16 protein-coding genes are annotated in these 15,070 nt (G+C 69.0%); 7 read left to right on the forward strand and 9 right to left on the reverse strand.

Annotated features, from left to right (window positions below):
• The 3 genes from AC1DJH_RS29720 to AC1DJH_RS29730 all read left to right on the forward strand — a co-directional run.
• A partial coding sequence (locus AC1DJH_RS29720; protein WP_478188145.1) for a YncE family protein occupies nucleotides 1-1,158 on the forward strand: 1,158 nt, incomplete at its 5' end.
• Nucleotides 1,159-1,193: 35 nt separating this feature from the next.
• Nucleotides 1,194-1,748 carry an RNA polymerase sigma factor gene (locus tag AC1DJH_RS29725; protein ID WP_478188146.1) on the forward strand — a complete coding sequence of 185 codons (555 nt, stop codon included), beginning with the start codon at nucleotides 1,194-1,196 and terminating at the stop codon, nucleotides 1,746-1,748.
• Nucleotides 1,745-2,578 (forward strand): anti-sigma factor family protein, encoded by an 834-nt coding sequence (locus AC1DJH_RS29730; protein WP_472124549.1) that lies wholly within the window; start codon nucleotides 1,745-1,747, stop codon nucleotides 2,576-2,578. Before AC1DJH_RS29725 ends, AC1DJH_RS29730 begins: the two co-directional genes overlap by 4 nt.
• A gap of 46 nt (nucleotides 2,579-2,624) precedes the next feature.
• On the opposite strand, the gene AC1DJH_RS29735 is transcribed toward AC1DJH_RS29730, so the two are convergent.
• From AC1DJH_RS29735 to AC1DJH_RS29750, 4 genes are all read right to left on the reverse strand, one after another.
• On the reverse strand, nucleotides 2,625-3,260 hold the full coding sequence (locus AC1DJH_RS29735) for an FMN-dependent NADH-azoreductase (protein WP_478188147.1): 636 nt from the start codon (nucleotides 3,258-3,260) through the stop codon (nucleotides 2,625-2,627).
• A complete protein-coding gene (locus tag AC1DJH_RS29740) occupies nucleotides 3,257-3,724 on the reverse strand; it encodes a GNAT family N-acetyltransferase (protein ID WP_478188148.1) in 468 nt (155 codons plus the stop codon). Before AC1DJH_RS29740 ends, AC1DJH_RS29735 begins: the two co-directional genes overlap by 4 nt.
• A 124-nt stretch (nucleotides 3,725-3,848) precedes the next feature.
• Nucleotides 3,849-5,252, reverse strand: coding sequence for a MocR-like pyridoxine biosynthesis transcription factor PdxR (pdxR, locus tag AC1DJH_RS29745; protein ID WP_478188149.1), 1,404 nt, complete (start codon nucleotides 5,250-5,252; stop codon nucleotides 3,849-3,851).
• 41 nt (nucleotides 5,253-5,293) lie between these two features.
• A complete protein-coding gene (locus AC1DJH_RS29750; RefSeq protein ID WP_478188150.1) occupies nucleotides 5,294-5,842 on the reverse strand; it encodes an MOSC domain-containing protein in 549 nt (182 codons plus the stop codon).
• Between the two features lie 153 nt (nucleotides 5,843-5,995).
• Between AC1DJH_RS29750 and AC1DJH_RS29755 the strand changes: the two genes are divergently transcribed.
• The gene (locus AC1DJH_RS29755) at nucleotides 5,996-6,970 is read left to right on the forward strand and encodes a ferritin-like domain-containing protein (RefSeq protein ID WP_478188151.1); all 975 of its coding nucleotides are present in this window, start codon (nucleotides 5,996-5,998) and stop codon (nucleotides 6,968-6,970) included.
• On the opposite strand, the gene AC1DJH_RS29760 is transcribed toward AC1DJH_RS29755, so the two are convergent.
• Nucleotides 6,967-7,779: a transglutaminase-like domain-containing protein gene (locus tag AC1DJH_RS29760; RefSeq protein ID WP_478188152.1), complete on the reverse strand. Its 813-nt coding sequence runs from the start codon at nucleotides 7,777-7,779 to the stop codon at nucleotides 6,967-6,969. The two genes, AC1DJH_RS29755 and AC1DJH_RS29760, sit on opposite strands and share 4 nt — an antisense overlap.
• A gap of 190 nt (nucleotides 7,780-7,969) precedes the next feature.
• Between AC1DJH_RS29760 and AC1DJH_RS29765 the strand changes: the two genes are divergently transcribed.
• Entirely contained in the window at nucleotides 7,970-8,371 is a 402-nt protein-coding gene (locus AC1DJH_RS29765) for a hypothetical protein (RefSeq protein ID WP_435440682.1), read from the forward strand.
• Between the two features lie 67 nt (nucleotides 8,372-8,438).
• On the opposite strand, the gene AC1DJH_RS29770 is transcribed toward AC1DJH_RS29765, so the two are convergent.
• Genes AC1DJH_RS29770 through glgX form a run of 3 tightly spaced genes read right to left on the reverse strand, consistent with a single transcriptional unit; the run spans nucleotide 8,439 to nucleotide 12,227 of the window.
• The gene (locus AC1DJH_RS29770; RefSeq protein ID WP_478188153.1) at nucleotides 8,439-9,545 is read right to left on the reverse strand and encodes an extracellular catalytic domain type 1 short-chain-length polyhydroxyalkanoate depolymerase; all 1,107 of its coding nucleotides are present in this window, start codon (nucleotides 9,543-9,545) and stop codon (nucleotides 8,439-8,441) included.
• 27 nt (nucleotides 9,546-9,572) lie between these two features.
• Nucleotides 9,573-10,025 carry a CopG family transcriptional regulator gene (locus AC1DJH_RS29775; protein WP_478188154.1) on the reverse strand — a complete coding sequence of 151 codons (453 nt, stop codon included), beginning with the start codon at nucleotides 10,023-10,025 and terminating at the stop codon, nucleotides 9,573-9,575.
• Nucleotides 10,026-10,085: 60 nt separating this feature from the next.
• A complete protein-coding gene (gene glgX / locus AC1DJH_RS29780) occupies nucleotides 10,086-12,227 on the reverse strand; it encodes a glycogen debranching protein GlgX (RefSeq protein ID WP_478188155.1) in 2,142 nt (713 codons plus the stop codon).
• 213 nt (nucleotides 12,228-12,440) lie between these two features.
• Here glgX and AC1DJH_RS29785 point away from each other — a divergent pair, with 213 nt between their 5' ends.
• On the forward strand, nucleotides 12,441-12,692 hold the full coding sequence (locus AC1DJH_RS29785; protein WP_478188156.1) for a hypothetical protein: 252 nt from the start codon (nucleotides 12,441-12,443) through the stop codon (nucleotides 12,690-12,692).
• 5 nt (nucleotides 12,693-12,697) lie between these two features.
• Here AC1DJH_RS29785 and AC1DJH_RS29790 read toward each other — a convergent pair whose 3' ends face one another.
• Nucleotides 12,698-14,032: an MFS family transporter gene (locus AC1DJH_RS29790; RefSeq protein ID WP_478188157.1), complete on the reverse strand. Its 1,335-nt coding sequence runs from the start codon at nucleotides 14,030-14,032 to the stop codon at nucleotides 12,698-12,700.
• A 350-nt stretch (nucleotides 14,033-14,382) separates the two neighbouring features.
• On the opposite strand from AC1DJH_RS29790, the gene AC1DJH_RS29795 reads away from it, so the two are divergent.
• The gene (locus AC1DJH_RS29795; RefSeq protein WP_478188158.1) at nucleotides 14,383-15,048 is read left to right on the forward strand and encodes a hypothetical protein; all 666 of its coding nucleotides are present in this window, start codon (nucleotides 14,383-14,385) and stop codon (nucleotides 15,046-15,048) included.
• Nucleotides 15,049-15,070: the final 22 nt, after the last annotated feature.

The following is a 15,070-nucleotide window of genomic DNA, read 5'->3' on the forward strand; positions in this document are numbered from 1 at the left end:
AACTCCGTCACCTTCATCGACACCGCGACCAACGCGGTCAAGCACACCACCTACGTCGGCCGCTCGCCGCACGAGGCCTTCTACACCCCCGACGGCAAGGAGGTGTGGGTCACGGTGCGCGGTGAAAACTACGTGTCGGTGCTCGACGCGGCCACCTTCGAGGAGAAGACACGCATCACCACGCCCGGCGGCCCCGGCATGCAGATCTTTTCGCCCGACGGCAAGTACGGCTACGTGTGCTCGTCCTTCAACCCCGAGACGGTAGTGATCGACACCGCCACCAAGCAGACCGTGGGCCGCGTGAAGCAGGACAGCCCCTTCTGCCCCAACATCGCCGCCTCGCCCGACGGCAAGCAGGTGTGGATGACGCTCAAGGACGTGGGCCGCACGATGGTGTTCGACGCAAAGCCGCCGTTCGCGGTGATCAAGTCATTCGACACGGGCCCGATCACCAACCACGTCAATTTCGTCACCAACCGCAAGGGCAGCTTCGCCTACGTGACCGTCGGCGGCCTCAACGTGGTCAAGGTGTTCCGCACCGACGACTTCTCGCAGGTCGCGACCATTCCGGTGGGCAAGCTGCCGCACGGCATCTGGCCTTCGGGCGACGGCAAGCGCGTCTACGTGGGCCTGGAGAACGCCGACGCGCTCGCGGCCATCGACACCGACAGCAACACCGTGGTCGCGACCGTGCCCGTGGGCCAGGCGCCCCAGGCCATCGCCTATGTGCCCAACGCCGTGCCGGTGGAAGCAGGCGACGGCCTGCAGGGCTTGCAGGCCCCCGGCTTGTCGGGCCAGGTCGCGCACCTTGCGCTGGTGACACCCGAGGCACGGAAAGCCTCGTCCACCGGCAATCCGCCGACCAGCGTTGCGCTGTTCGACCAGGGCCTGCTGCAGGTGCTGCAGGCCTCCGCCACGGGCCTCGCGCCCAGGCAGCCTTACGTGCTCGCGCTGTCGGACCAGCCGGACGGCAGCGGCACGCTGCAGCCGCTGGCGAATTTCATGACCAACCCCGCGGGCGCCGCGATCGTGAACGCCATCGGCCCGATCCGCCAGCAGATCCAGGGCGCTGCTCCCACGGACAGCAAGCGCTACCTGGTGATCGCGCCACAATCGGACGGCAAGCCCGGAACCCCGGTCCAAGTGCAGAGCCTGTAAGGCGCGGCGCCGTTGCACGCTGCGATGTCCGGAACATGAACGACCTGCTCCTTCTCGTCGAGCCGATGATCCCCGCACTGCGGCGCTACGCGCGCGCCTTGCTGCGCGATCGCGAATCGGCGGACGAACTGGTGCAGGACTGCCTGGAGCGCGTCATCAGCCGCTGGGGCCAGCGGCGCGAGGCCGACGACACGCGCCAGTGGGTCTTTGCCATCCTGCACAACCTGGCGATGAACCGCCTGCGGCAGCAGTCGCGCCGCGGCCTGCACGTGGCCGTGGAAGACATCGACGAGGCCGAACTGAGCACCCCCGCGCAGCAGGAGCACCGCGTGACGCACCACGAGCTGATGCGCGCGCTCGACCTGCTGCACGAGGACCAGCGCGCGGTGCTGCTGCTCGTGGCGGTCGAAGACATGAGCTACGCGCAGGCCGCCGCGACGCTCGACATTCCCATCGGTACCGTCATGTCGCGGCTGGCGCGCGCACGCCAGCGCGTGCACCGCATGCTCGACGGCGTCGACCCGATGCCTTCGGCCGCGCCTTCCGACGCGCAAGTCCCGGCGCGCCCCAAACTGCGAGTACTCCAATGAACGGCGACCCCATGGACGCACGCCCCATCCTCGAAGAAGACCTGCACGCCTACGTCGATGACGCGCTCGATGCGCCGCGCCGCCGCGAGGTGCGCGAGTACCTGGCCCACCACCCCGAGGCGGCGCGCCAGGTCGAGGCCTACGCCGCGCACCGGCAGGACCTGCGGGCGGCCCTTGCACCCATCGCAGAGGAGCCGCTGCCGCCTTCGCTGAACCTGGCGCGGCTGGTGGAAACGCACGCGCAGCGCGAACGAGGCGACCGGCACGCGCCGCACCGTCGCTGGCCCTGGGGCATGGTCGCGGCCGTCGTGCTGGCACTCGGGCTGGGCACCGGCGCCGGATGGTCGTTGCGCGGCGGCGTGCCCACCGGCGGCGATGCCGGCATCGCCGCCCTGGCGCGCGAGGCCGCGCGCAGCTACGCCGTCTATGCGTCGGACACCGAGCGGCCCGTGGAGATGGGGCCGTCGCAGCGCACGGAACTGGTCGACTGGGTTTCCGCGCGGCTCGGGCGCAAGGTGGCGATTCCCGATCTGTCGGCCTCGGGCTACAACTTCATCGGCGGGCGCCTGGTCATGACGGCGCACGGCCCGGCCGGGCTCTTCATGTACGACGATGCCGGCGGCTCGCGGCTCGCGCTGACGGTCAGGCCGATGGAGGTCGACAAGGACACGCCGGTGATGCGGCCGATCGAAGGGCAAGGGCCGGTCGCCGGCTATGCCTGGGCCGACAAGGGGCTGGGCTACGGCGTGGTCGGCGCGCGCAAGGCCGAAGTGCTGCATCCGCTGGCGGACGAAATGCGCCGCCAGATCGGTGTGAGCCTCAGGAGCTAGCGAGGCACCGCAGCCGGTCGCCGGCAACCCCGACTTCACACTGCCGTCACACCGCCGCGAGCGGCATCGGCAGCCTCCGGTCGAGCAGCGCCTGCACGCCGCGCAGGGCGCTGTCCACGGCCGCCTCGCCCATCACCGTGTGCTGCAGCGCAAAGAAATGCAGGTCGCGGATGCCGATGGTCTTGAACACGGCCTCGAGGTACGGCGTCAGGAAGTCGGGTTGCCGCGCCCCTTCGCCCGTGTAGCCCCCGCCCGACGCCACGGCGATGTACACCGGCCGGTCCGCGAGCAGGCCCACCTTGCCTTCGGCCGAGAAGCCGAAGCTGCGGTGCGCGCGCAGCACATGGTCGATCCAGGCCTTCAGCACCGAGGGCACGGTGTAGTTGTGCATCGGCGTGCCGATGACGACCGCATCGGCCTCCTCGAGTTCGCGGATCAGCCGCTCGGACTGCGCCAGCGAGCCGGGCCGCTCGTACGCGTCGGGCCGCATCGGCCAGGAGCCCGCGAGCGTGTGGCCGTAGGTCTCGTCGATGTGCGCGAGACCGAGGGCGCCGAAGTCGCGCCGCACGACCACCGCGTCGGGCTCGCGCGCCAGCAGGCGCTCCACGATGCGCTGCGAGAAGTTGGCGCTGAACGACGCGTTGCCGCGCGGGCTGGCCGTGATGTGCAGGATGTTCTTCATTGCGCCGCACCTCCCAGCACCTTGCTGAAGCGCATCGCGCCGGTCAGCAGCCCATGGCGAAAGTAGAAGCGCTGCGCCAGCGAGTTCGCCAGGCCGGTGTCGAGCACCAGCTTCGCGCAGCCGGCTTCCTCGGCGATGCGCGTGGTCGCTTCGATCAGGCGCGCGCCCCATTGGCCGCCGCGTTCGCGTTCGAGCGTGACAAGGTCGTCGAGGTACAGGAAGCGCCCGTAGACCAGGTTCTCCTGCAGCCGGTAGCCCGCGAGCGCGATCGCTTCATCGCCGCGCCACACGGCCAGCAGGCGGTAGCCGTCTTCGCGCATGCGGTGCACGCGCTCGGCCAGGTCGCGCGCATCGCGCAGGTGCGGCCGCAGCGCGTGCATGGCAGGCCAGCAGGCCTGCAGCTCGGCCTCGCTGTCGGCGTGCCGGATGGCGAAGCCCGGGGGCATCGCGCGGGTCGGGTTCATTCCGTGTCCTTCATCAGAGTGGGGTGCATGAAGGAATTCTGCGGACCGCGGCGCGCACGCGGTAGACCCAAGAATTGCAACGCGCAGTGGACCATGCGCGCGTTTGCGCAGCACCAGGGCTGCGTCAGGCGTGCCGCTCGATCAGCCGCATCAGGCGTTCGCAGGTCGCGCGGGCGCGGTCCTCGTGCAGGTTGGTCACGCCCAGCAACAGGCCCGCGCGCTCGGGGCCGGGCACGGCGTACCACGGCGAGAGCGGCGTGGGCGACAGGTCGTGCGAGCGCGCCGCCTTCACCAGCGCCACGTCGTCGTGCAGCCCCGGCGGCAGCCGCAGCAGCACCGCGAGGCCCGCCCGGATGTAGGTGGCCGACATCGCGTCGAGCGCGGCGGTCAGCGCGTCGCGGCGCGACAGGTACAGGCGCTTCATGCGCCGCAGGTGCCGCAGGTAGTGGCCCTCGCGCATGAACTCGGCCAGCGCGCGTTGCGTGAGCGGTGAGGCCGCGGGCGACAGCACCGCGGCAGCGCGCGTGAAGCGCTGCACCTCGCCCGGCGGCACCACCAGGAAGCCGAGCCGCAGGGTCGGGCTGAGTGTCTTGCTGAACGAGCCGATGTGCAGCACGCGCGCGGCCGGGTCGCGTGCGCCCAGCGCGGGCACGGCGCGGCCCTGCAGCTGCAGCTCGCTGAGGTAGTCGTCCTCGACGATCCAGCCCTTCGAGCGCGCGGCCCAGCCGAGCAGCGCCAGGCGCCGCCGCGGCGACAGCGCCACGCCCAGCGGCGCCTGCTGTCCCGGCGTGACCAGCGCGAGCGCGGCCTGCGGCGCGCGGGCGATGCCGCAGGCCACGTCGAGCCCTTCGGTGTCGACCGGCACCGGCACCACCTCGATGCCCAGCAGGCCCAGCGCGCGGCGCGCCAGCGGGTAGCCCGGGTCTTCCACCCACGCCGCGCCGCCCGCCAGGCCGAGCGCGTGCACGGCCAGCGACAGCGCCCCGGCGTAGCCCGTGGTCACGAACACCTGCGACGGCTGGCACGCGAGGCCGCGTGCAATGGCCAGGTGCGCCGCGATCTCCGCGCGCAACGCGGGCAGCCCGCGCGGGTCGGGGTACACCTGCGGCGCGCCGGCCGCGGCGCGCACCGCGCGCGCCACCGTGCGCGACCACACCTGCGCGGGAAAGGCGTCGTGCGCGGGCACGCCCATCTGGAACACCGAGGCGGCCGAGGGGAAGGTCGCAAAGTCGTCTGCGATGGACCCTTCGCCCGGCGTGGACGGCACCTGCGCCGGCGGCGGCCGTTGCACGACGCGCGTGCCGGCCGCGCCCAGGGCGACGACCAGCCCTTCGTCGATCAGCCGTTCGTAGGCCAGGCGCACCGTGCCGCGTGCCACGCCGAGCTGCGCCGCGAAGTCGCGCCACGACGGCAGGCGCGCGCCCGGTGCCAGGCGCCCGTCGCGCATGGCGGCGCGCAGGCCCGTGCTGATCTGCACGGCGATAGGCTCGCGCGCGCCGCGCTGGATCGGGATTTGCAGGTCGGGCATGCGGGCGATGGTATCGGCGTGCGCCTCGGCGGCTGCGCGGGTCAGACCGGCTTCAGCGCCCGCCACGGTTCGCCCGGATGCTCCACCACGATGGCATCTCCCGCGGCGACGTGCCCACCATGCACCACCACGCCCATCACACCGGCCCGCACGCTCACGGACGCACCCGGGCGCCTGATGCGCATCTGCGCCAGCAGGCCGGCCTTGAACCGTTCGATGTAGACACAGGGGTTGCGCAGGCCGGTGAGCTCGACGACGGCCTCGTCGCCCAGCAGCAACCGGGTGCCTGTGGGCAGCACCGTCAGGTCGATGCCGCGCGTCGACACGTTCTCGCCCAGCTCGCCGGGGTGCACCCGGAAGCCTTCGGCTTCGAGCGCGTCGAGCAGCTCGGCCTGGATCAGGTGAACCTGGCGCAGGTTGGGGCTCGCGGGGCGGCGGCTCTTGTCGTAGCGGTGCTGCACGGTCGCACCGCAATGCGCGTCGCCTTCCACGCCCAGCCCCTGCAGCAGCCGGATGCCCAGTTGCGCGGGCTTGCTGAACTTGTGCACCGGGCTCAGGTGCACGCTGGTGACGACCGGAAGTGAATTCATTCGCCCGGATTCTGCACCGCCGTGCTCGCGGAATGGACTACAGCACACCGCGCCGCTCGCCGACCTCGCGGGCGTTGCAAGCGGCGAACCATGGTGCTCAAACAACCCGAACAAACAGACCGGACCTTCATCCATTTTTTGCAAGGAATCACCATGACCGAAATCAAGAACCAAGCCGACCGCGACGACCTTCACCTGGACCCGATCACCGGCGAGCCGGGCGCGCACCCGGTGGGCACCGGTGCGGGCGCCACGGGCGGTGCCGTGGCCGGCGCGGCGGTGGGCGCCATCGGCGGCCCGGCCGGTGCGGTGGCAGGCATGCTCGTGGGCGCCGTTGTCGGCGGCCTGGGCGGCAAGGCCGTGGCGGAGCGCATCAACCCCACCGCGGAACACAGCCATTGGGAGAGTTCGTTCACCCGCGAGCCTTACTACGAACCCGGCCTGAGCTACGAGCACTACGCGCCGGCCTATGAACTCGGCTGGAGCCGCCGCGCCACGGCGGACGACGAGTTCGCCGCCGTCGAGCCCTCGCTTGCCCGCGAGTGGGAGGCGCGCCGCGGTGCGTCGTCGCTCTCATGGGAGCAGGCCCGCCCGGCCTCGCACGCCGCCTGGGAGCGGGCCGACAGGCTCTACATGCGTGAAGAAGACATGTCCTTCCCCGAAGGCGATCCGCTCTCCAACGACGACGTGGTCGACGTGCTGAACGACGTGCTCGAGAACACGCGCGACGGCGAGGCCGGATTCCGCACCTGTGCCGAAGAAGTCGAATCGGCGCGGCTGAAGGAAGTCTTCGCGACGCGCGCCGAGCAGTGCCGTGAAGCGGCCGCGCAGCTCTCGCAGGTGATCGTCACTTACGGCGGCAAGCCCGCCGAGGGCGGCACGGCATCGGGTGCCCTGCACCGCGGCTGGGTGCATGTCAAGGGCGCCGTGGGCGCGAACAGCGAGCTGTCGATCCTGGAGGAATGCGAGCGCGGCGAAGACGCCGCCGTGGCACGCTACCGCAAGGCCCTGAAGGCACAGCTGCCGCAGGGCGTGCGGCAGATCGTGCAGGCGCAGGCACAGGCGGCACAGCGCAACCACGACCAGATTCGTGACCTGCGCAACGCGGCGAGGGCGGCCCGCGCCTAAGCTGGCAGCGCTACGCGGGTGGTGCCGGCGCGGACCTCGTCCACCGTGACGGTCATTTCACCCATTTCCAGCGGGCCGTAGTTGGAGAGAAAGGCCACGTCCGCTGCATCGCGGCCGTAGGCCACCACGATGCGGCCGCCGCGCGGCCGGTCTTGCGTGGCGTCGAAGGTGTACCAGCGCCCGCCCACGAAGGCCTCGAACCAGGCGTGCATGTCCATGGGGTCGAGCTGGTAGAGGTAACCCACCACCAGCCGCGCCGGAATGCGAAGCGCACGGCATAGCCCGATGGCGACGTGCGAGAAGTCACGGCACACGCCTGCGCCGTCGTTCAAGGTCTCCAGCGCATCGGTGGAGCCGTTGCTCACGCCGTACCTGTATTCGAGGTTGGCGTGGATCCAGCTTCGAATGGCCTCCACCTGCGCATAGCCCGGCGCCACGTTTCCGGCGATCTGCTGCGCGCGCTCACCCATCTTGTCGGACGGGCAGTAACGGCTCTGCAGCAGGTACTGCAGTGCGTCGAAGGGCAGGTCTTCCACCGGAACGGCCCCTGCGTCGGGCGCCACCGCGATGTCGGCTTCGGCCTCCATGATCATGTCGACCTCGATGCGCATCGTGCCCTGCGGGATCTTGAGGCGCTGGCACAGGTTGCCGTAGTTGTCGACGTACTCGGTGGTCGGCACCCAGGGGTGCAGCTCGTAGCGTTCGCTGACCATCCATTGCGCCTCGCCGCTTCGCGGACGAAGCATGGCGACCACGGGGCAGTCGGCGCTGGCGGTAACGGTCATCTTGCAGGTGGCGTGAAGCCTCATGGCGATTCCTCCGGGAGTGATTTGTCAGGCATGCTAGGGCCGCGCCACCCGCCTGCGAATGCGTGTGGTGGCAGCCTAGATGGGGGATCGGTGTCGTCCTACCCGCTGCGGATTCTGGCCTTCGTACATTGCATTCACCGGAGCCGCAAAGGGTGGCTCCACAGATCAATCAACTACTGAGGGACTTCCCATGAAAAAACATCTTCTCGTTCTGGCCATCGCTTCCAGCTGCTTCGCAATGTCGGCCGCCAACGCCATGACCAAGGACGAATACAACGTCGCCAAGGAAAAGATCTCGGCCGACTACAAGGTCGCCAAGGCCAAGTGCGACACGCTGAAGGACAACGCCAAGGACGTGTGCGAGAAGGAAGCCAAGGGCACCGAGAACGTTGCCAAGGCCCAGCTCGAACAAGACTACAAGCCCACCGCCGGCCACGCCAAGAAGGTCGCCGAAGAAACCGCCACCATGAACTACGAAGTGGCCAAGGAAAAGTGCGACGACCAGTCGGGCGACGCCAAGAGCGCTTGCGTGAACCAGGCCAAGGCCGACCACGACAAGGCCAAGGCCAGCATCAAGGCCATGAAGGGCTGAGTTGCATGAAAGGCTGAGTCACTTCAGCCTTTGAAGAGGGCGCCGCTGGCGCCCTTTTTTGCGCGCGTTATTTCCGTTTGCCTGCGTCCAGGCGATGCGCCAGGAAGAAGCGGAGCATCTCGCGGCTGGCATCGACGCCCTCAGGCTGTGTGTAGCTGCCCTGTGCGCTGCCGCCCGACCAGGCATGGCCCGCCGCGTGAAGGCGCCAGTGTTCCGCCTCGGCATGGCCCGCGTGCGGCGGGTAGTGCGTGCGCGTGAAGCGCCGGCCCGACGGTGAGCGGCCTTCGCCGACCTCGCCCGGCGTGGCACCGGCGACGATGGCCAGCCCGTTGCTCGCATGCACCGTCGTGTCCGCATCGCCGTGAAAAACGATGGTGGGCGGAGTGGTCGTGTCTGCGGCGGTGCGCACGGGCGGCGGGCCGCTTCGCATCGCATTCAGCGCCGACATCATGTCGTGCGCCGCGCCGTGCGGCAGCCCCGAATGCACGCCCACGGCCGCGTAGATGTCCGGATAGCAGTGGCCCAGTACATCCGCCATGGCGCCGCCTGCCGACAGGCCCGCTACATAGAGTCGCGAGCGGTCTGCCTGTTGTTGCTCTGCGATGTGCAGGGTAAGTGCGGCAAGCAATGCGGGCTCGCCCTTGCCGCGCTGCTGGTGCTGGGGCTTGAACCAGTTCCAGCATTTCTGGCCGTGCGCGCGCTGCGGCTGCTCGGGGTAGAGCACGATCGCGCCGCTGTCGCGCGCGTGTTCGTTCATGCGCGTGCCCGCCGCGAAGTCCGCGGCGTTCTGGGTGCAGCCGTGCAGCATCAGCACCAGCGGGCGCGGCGTTGCGGGTTGCCCTGGAGCGCTCGCAGGCACGAAGAGCATGTAGTCGACCGTGCGGCCCTGGTGCGCGAAGCTGCCGTGGGTCCACTGGTCGGCGTCTTGCGGCGTGAGCGGCGCAGCGCAGGAGGCCGCGGATGGAGGCGAGGGCGCGCCGCGTTCGCTTTCGATCACGCGCGCCTCGACGTCGATCACGTCGGCATCCGTGGCCGGTGCGCCGGGCGCCGCGGACTGCGCGTCGGCACCGCCGCCGCGCAACGCACGCTGGATCGCTTCGGTGGCTTCGGCCAGGCGGCCGTGGCGCGTGAGGTCGGCCGCCTCTTTCATCAGGCCCGAGAAAAGTGGATTCATTGAGTGGCCCAGGTGGTTGCCGGTTGACTAACGGATGCGTCCGGCCAGTGCGGCCTTGACGGCCGGTGACGCGTGAAGCGCCCCCAGCACGGTGAGCGACTCGATGGTCGCTTTCGCGAGCGCCGGGCTCACGTCGGGCGCGATGACTGCCAGGCCGAGCACGCGCACCTGCAGCGTCTCGCCCGCGGCGCGCACGGCCTCGAGGTCTGCAACGGAAAAGCTCTGCAGCCCCAGCACCAGCGTCTTGCGCGACACCGCCTGGCGCAGCACGTCGGCATGCGACGCCAGGTGGGTGCGAATGGCCGTGCGGATGAAGTCGGTGCGGTTCGAATAAAAGCCCTCGGCCACCATCAGGTCGATGTGGCCCAGGTCGACGAAGCCCATGTTGATGGTGATCTTCTCGGACTCGGGTGTCTTCAACGGCGCGGGTGCGGTCGGTGCAAGTGCGGCCGCGGCGGCTGGATGTTTATTGGCTCGCATGGGCCATCCTATCACCATCTGTATGGATGGTGATAGGATGGTTTTTGTAAAGACGGGTGCCTACCGGCTGGTGAATACCAGCACCGAGCGCCCGGTCGCGAGGTACTCCTCCTTCGTCGTGGCATCGTCCACACCGAGCGCCGGGTCGGCCGTGTCGATCTTCAGCGTCCACGCGCCCGCAGGCGGGGCGGGCAGCACGAAGGGCACGGCGTCCTGCCAGCCGTTGAACACCAGCAGCACGCTGGCGTCGTGCGCCTTGACCGGAATGGCCGAAGCGGGCGCGCGGCCGTCCAGCAGCAGCGCGAACGAGCGGGTCTGCGGGTCTTCCCAGTGGGGCGCCTGCATTTCCTCGCCCGCCGGCGTGAACCAGGTCGAGTCCTTCACGCCGATGTCCTCGAAGAAGGCGCCGGCCAGGAAGCGGTTGCGCCGCAGCACCGGCAACTCCTTGCGCAACGCGAGCAGCCGCGCCGAGAACTCGGCCAGCGCGCGCCCGGCTTCGCCCTCGGCCGTGGTCCAGTCGACCCACGAGATCTCGCTGTCCTGGCAGTAGGCGTTGTTGTTGCCCTGCTGCGTGCGGCCGAACTCGTCGCCCGCCAGCAGCATCGGCGTGCCCTGCGACAGCATCAGCGTGGCGAGCTGGTTGCGTTGCTGGCGCGCGCGCAGCGCGAGCACTTCCTCGTCGTCGGTCGGGCCTTCGACACCGCAGTTCCACGAGCGGTTGTCCGAATGGCCGTCGCGGTTGTCCTCGCCGTTGGCCTCGTTGTGCTTCTCGTTGTAGCTCACCGTGTCGGCCAGCGTGAAGCCGTCGTGCGCGCTGATGAAGTTGACGCTGGCCCAAGGGCGGCGTCCGCGCTGGTTGAAGCGCTCGCCGCTCGCGGTCAGGCATTGCGCCAGCTTGCCGGCCATGCCTTCGTCGCCCTTCCAGTAGGCGCGCACCGTGTCGCGGAACTGGTCGTTCCACTCGGCCCAGCCCGGCGGAAAGCCGCCCACCTGGTAGCCGCCGGGGCCGATGTCCCACGGCTCGGCGATCAGCTTCACGCTGGAAAGCACCGGGTCCTGCCGGCAGCTCTTGAGGAAGCCGCCGCCTTCGTCGAAACCGTGCGGCTCGCGCGCCAGTATGGTCGCCAGGTCGAAGCGGAAGCCGTCCACGCGCATCTCGGTCACCCAGTAGCGCAGGCTGTCCATCACCATCTGCAGCACGCGCGGATGGCTCAGGTTCACCGTGTTGCCGGTGCCCGTGTCGTTGATGTAGTAGCGCGGACCCGGCCCGTCGCCACCGGGCATCAGGCGGTAGTAGCTGGCGTTGTCGATGCCCTTGAAGGAGATCGTCGGGCCGAGTTCGTTGCCCTCGGGCGTGTGGTTGTAGACCACGTCCAGGATCACCTCGAGCCCGTGCGCATGGAAGCGGTCGACCATGTGCTTGAACTCGTCGATGTGCGGCCCGTCCATGTAGCGCGGGTCGAGCGCGAAGAAGCCGATGGTGTCGTAGCCCCAGAAGTTGGTGAGGCCCTGCTCCAGCAGCGACGACTGGTTGAGGAACATCTGCACCGGCAGCAACTCCACGCTGGTCACGCCCAGCGCACGGATGGGCGCCAGCACCTCGTCGCGCGCCATGCCGGCGAAGGTGCCGCGGAACTGCTCGGGCACCTTCGGGTGCTTCATGGTGAAGCCGCGCACGTGGGTTTCGTAGAACACGGTTTCCTTCCATGGCACGCGCAGCGCGTCGGTCTGCGTCCACTCGAAGCGCGAATCGACCACCACGCATTTGGGCACGAAGGGCGCGCTGTCGCGCTCGTCGAAGCTCAGGTCGCCGTCTTCGTGGCCCACGGTGTAGCCGAACACCTCGGGGCCCCACTTCAGCTCGCCCATGTGCGCCTTGGCGTAGGGGTCGAGCAGCAGCTTGTGGTGGTTGAAGCGGTGGCCCTTTTCGGGCTCGTAGGGGCCGTGCACGCGCAGGCCGTAGCGCGCACCGGGCTGCAGGCCGGGCACGAAGCCGTGCCATATCTCGTCGGTGTACTCGGGCAGCGTGACGCAGCCGATCTGCGTGGTGCCGGCCTCGTCGAAGATGCAGACCTGGACCCGCGTGGCATGCGCCGAGAACACGGCGAAATTGACGCCGTCGCCCGTGAAGGTCGATCCGAGCGGGTGGGAGGTGCCTTCCAGCACTGTCAGGGGCTGCGGAACGGAAGATGTGTCTGCCATGGGTGTGGGGAGGGCGTGGGTGGGTTGCGGAAAAGGGCCTGCAAAGTTTCCACGCCGGCGCGCCCGCGCGCGGTAGTAATTGGCGCGGCCGCGCGTAGGCGGCGCGCCCATTCCGTGCCCGTGTGCATGGCTCGAAACCGTTTTGAAAGCGCGCCCGGTTACCCTGTGAAAGCGCCGGCGCGATGCCGGCTTTCTTGGACCAGGGAGTACAGCTTGTTCACGACAGTGATCTTGTGGGTGATCGCCATCGGTTGGCTGGTGGCCAACGGCATGTGGGCCCAGAAGCCTTCGCGCGCGTACGCGCGGCGGCGTACGGTGTGGGCCTGGGCGTTCGCCGGCGCGTGTGCCGGCGCGTTGGCGGGGTGGGCGGTGGGCCGGCTTCCCTTCGCGGGCGCCGTCCTGGGTGGCGCGCTGGCGGGCCTGGTCGCCGGCCGGCTCACGAAAGGGCGCGCCGACGCGCCCTGAAACGCCTACTTGTCGTGGTGCAGGTAGCTTGCCTGCTTCGGCAGCAGCAGGCTCACCAGGAAGGCCACGGCCATCATGCCCGTCACGTACCAGTAGAAGTACGACTCGTGGCCGATCGACTTCAGCCCCAGCGCCACGTATTCCGCGCTGCCGCCGAAGATGGCGTTGCCCACCGCATACGACAGGCCCACGCCCAGTGCGCGCACTTCGGGCGGGAACATCTCGGCCTTCACGATGCCGCTGATCGACGTGTAGAAGCTCACCACCGCCAGCGCCACCGTGATCAGCAAGCTTGCCATCAGCGGGCTGCCGACGTTCTGCAGGTTGCTGAGCACCGGCACCGTCATCAGCGCGCCCAGGGCGCCGAACAGCAGCATGTTGGTGCGGCGTCCGATGCGGTCGGACAGCGCGCCGAACAGCGGCTGCATGCACATGTAGATGAACAGGCACGCGGTCATGACGTTGCTGGCCGTCTTGATCGACATGCCGGCCGAGTTCACCAGGTACTTCTGCATGTAGGTGGTGAAGGTGTAGAAGATCAGCGAGCCGCCGGCGGTGTAGCCCAGCACCACCAGGAAGGCGCGCTTGTGGTGTGTGAACAGTTCGCGCATGGTGCCTGCGCCCTTGGCGGCGCGGGTCTTGTTGCTGGCGGTCTCGGTGAGCGTGCGGCGCAGCATCAGCGCGACCACGGCCGCCAGGGCGCCCAGCACGAAGGGAATGCGCCAGCCCCAGCGCTTGAGCTCGGACTCGTCCAGCACCTGCTGCAGCACCACCACGACCACCACGGCCAGCAACTGGCCGCCGATGAGCGTGACGTACTGGAACGACGAGAAGAAGCCGCGCTGCCCGCGCATGGCGACCTCGCTCATGTAGGTGGCGGTGGTGCCGTACTCGCCGCCGACCGACAGGCCCTGCAGCAAGCGCGCGGCCAGCAGCAGCGCGGGCGCGGCGGCGCCGATCTGCGCGTAGGTGGGCAGGCAGGCAATGATCAGCGAGCCCACGCACATCATGGTGACCGAGACCACCATCGAGGTCTTGCGGCCCTTGCGGTCGGCCAGCCGGCCGAACAGCCAGCCGCCCACCGGGCGCATCAGGAAGCCGGCGGCGAACACGCCGGCCGTGTTCAGCAGCTGCACGGTCGGGTCGGACTTGGGGAAGAACGCCGGTGCGAAGTAGATGGCGCAGAAGGCGTACACGTAGAAGTCGAACCATTCGACCAGGTTGCCCGACGATGCGGCAAAGATGGCGAAGATGCGCTTGCGTTTTTCTTCGAAGGTATAGGGCGCGTTGGCGTCGGAAGTGTCCGCGCTGGCGCTGCCGTGGGTGGCGATGGTGGTCATGGGAGGAGTCCTTGTCGTCTCTGGCAGGGGTCTGCCACGGACCTTCCGGGGTCGCGTGGCGCCGTGCCGGGGAGTCTGTCGGGCAGAGGCCGCGCTGTCGTCCGTAGCTGGCCGCCGTGCGGCTACGTATCGGTACGCAAGGGTAAATACCTAGAAAGGCTTACCCGAGGTGCGCTTGGCGCAGGGCCGCGCTGCAATGAGAGGGCGGGGTGGCTCCGTGAGGGCACGAAAATTCAGCGGCTAAATTCCGGTGCGGCTCCGCAAGCTGCGGGCCCCTGTCTGAAACGGCAAGCATCTGCTTTGAGCCCAAGGGCCGCCATCACCTCACGCCAACCCCGCGCAACACCAGCATGCAAAACAAACTCAGCAAACTCGCGGCAGAGTCCGCCGACAAAGGCCGTTGGGCGCTGGCCGCCGCGGCCACACGCGCCTCGACCAGCGACACGGTCGATGACCATATCAACGTGTTCGGCGCAATGCACGAAGTCGGCCTGCTGAAGAACAGCCTCGCACCATTTGCCAAGATCTGGCGCGCCGACACAGCGGCATTTGCCGCCGCCTGCGTGGCGCGACTCGACAAGGGAGATGCGGACTACTGGGCACTTGCGGCACTGCTCGGCCTGAACGTTGCCGACGTCGCGCCGGTGTTGATCGGGGCCGGCTTCGAGCTGCTGGCCGTCACGCGTGTTCCGGCATTCAAGGACCCCGAGCTGCACGTCGCAACGCTCGCCCGCCGTCAGGCGGCCAGCCCCGAAGTGCTGACATCGCCGATCGACCTGGGCTGGAACGCCAAGACGGGTGAACTGCTGGACGTGAGCCGCTGGCGAGCCATCGTTCTGGAGGACTGCGCAGGCGTGGCGCCGCAACTGAGCGGCAGCGGCTTCGGCAGTTACTACATGCGGGCCAAGCTGCCGTTCGGTTGCTGGCGATTGCTTCACGACAAGTTCTCGCTCGACGCAGATGCGGCGGTGCCGCCCGATGCAACGCTCTGGAAGAACATGGAAGGCGGGCTGTAGCGTCGGCCACCAGCAGCCCCTC

This window comes from Variovorax sp. 10N412, from assembly GCF_056394985.1.

What these genes read in the sequence shown, in the direction of transcription:
- AC1DJH_RS29775 (WP_478188154.1), bottom strand. Translation starts at nt 10,025, where the DNA reads ATGCGAGCCAATAAACATCCAGCCGCCGCGGCCGCACTTGCACCGACC.
- AC1DJH_RS29765 (WP_435440682.1), top strand. Translation starts at nt 7,970, where the DNA reads ATGAAAAAACATCTTCTCGTTCTGGCCATCGCTTCCAGCTGCTTCGCA.
- AC1DJH_RS29790 (WP_478188157.1), bottom strand. Translation starts at nt 14,032, where the DNA reads ATGACCACCATCGCCACCCACGGCAGCGCCAGCGCGGACACTTCCGAC.
- AC1DJH_RS29750 (WP_478188150.1), bottom strand. Translation starts at nt 5,842, where the DNA reads ATGAATTCACTTCCGGTCGTCACCAGCGTGCACCTGAGCCCGGTGCAC.
- AC1DJH_RS29760 (WP_478188152.1), bottom strand. Translation starts at nt 7,779, where the DNA reads ATGAGGCTTCACGCCACCTGCAAGATGACCGTTACCGCCAGCGCCGAC.
- AC1DJH_RS29795 (WP_478188158.1), top strand. Translation starts at nt 14,383, where the DNA reads ATGCAAAACAAACTCAGCAAACTCGCGGCAGAGTCCGCCGACAAAGGC.
- AC1DJH_RS29740 (WP_478188148.1), bottom strand. Translation starts at nt 3,724, where the DNA reads ATGAACCCGACCCGCGCGATGCCCCCGGGCTTCGCCATCCGGCACGCC.
- AC1DJH_RS29725 (WP_478188146.1), top strand. Translation starts at nt 1,194, where the DNA reads ATGAACGACCTGCTCCTTCTCGTCGAGCCGATGATCCCCGCACTGCGG.
- AC1DJH_RS29730 (WP_472124549.1), top strand. Translation starts at nt 1,745, where the DNA reads ATGAACGGCGACCCCATGGACGCACGCCCCATCCTCGAAGAAGACCTG.
- AC1DJH_RS29755 (WP_478188151.1), top strand. Translation starts at nt 5,996, where the DNA reads ATGACCGAAATCAAGAACCAAGCCGACCGCGACGACCTTCACCTGGAC.
- glgX (WP_478188155.1), bottom strand. Translation starts at nt 12,227, where the DNA reads ATGGCAGACACATCTTCCGTTCCGCAGCCCCTGACAGTGCTGGAAGGC.
- AC1DJH_RS29735 (WP_478188147.1), bottom strand. Translation starts at nt 3,260, where the DNA reads ATGAAGAACATCCTGCACATCACGGCCAGCCCGCGCGGCAACGCGTCG.
- pdxR (WP_478188149.1), bottom strand. Translation starts at nt 5,252, where the DNA reads ATGCCCGACCTGCAAATCCCGATCCAGCGCGGCGCGCGCGAGCCTATC.
- AC1DJH_RS29770 (WP_478188153.1), bottom strand. Translation starts at nt 9,545, where the DNA reads ATGAATCCACTTTTCTCGGGCCTGATGAAAGAGGCGGCCGACCTCACG.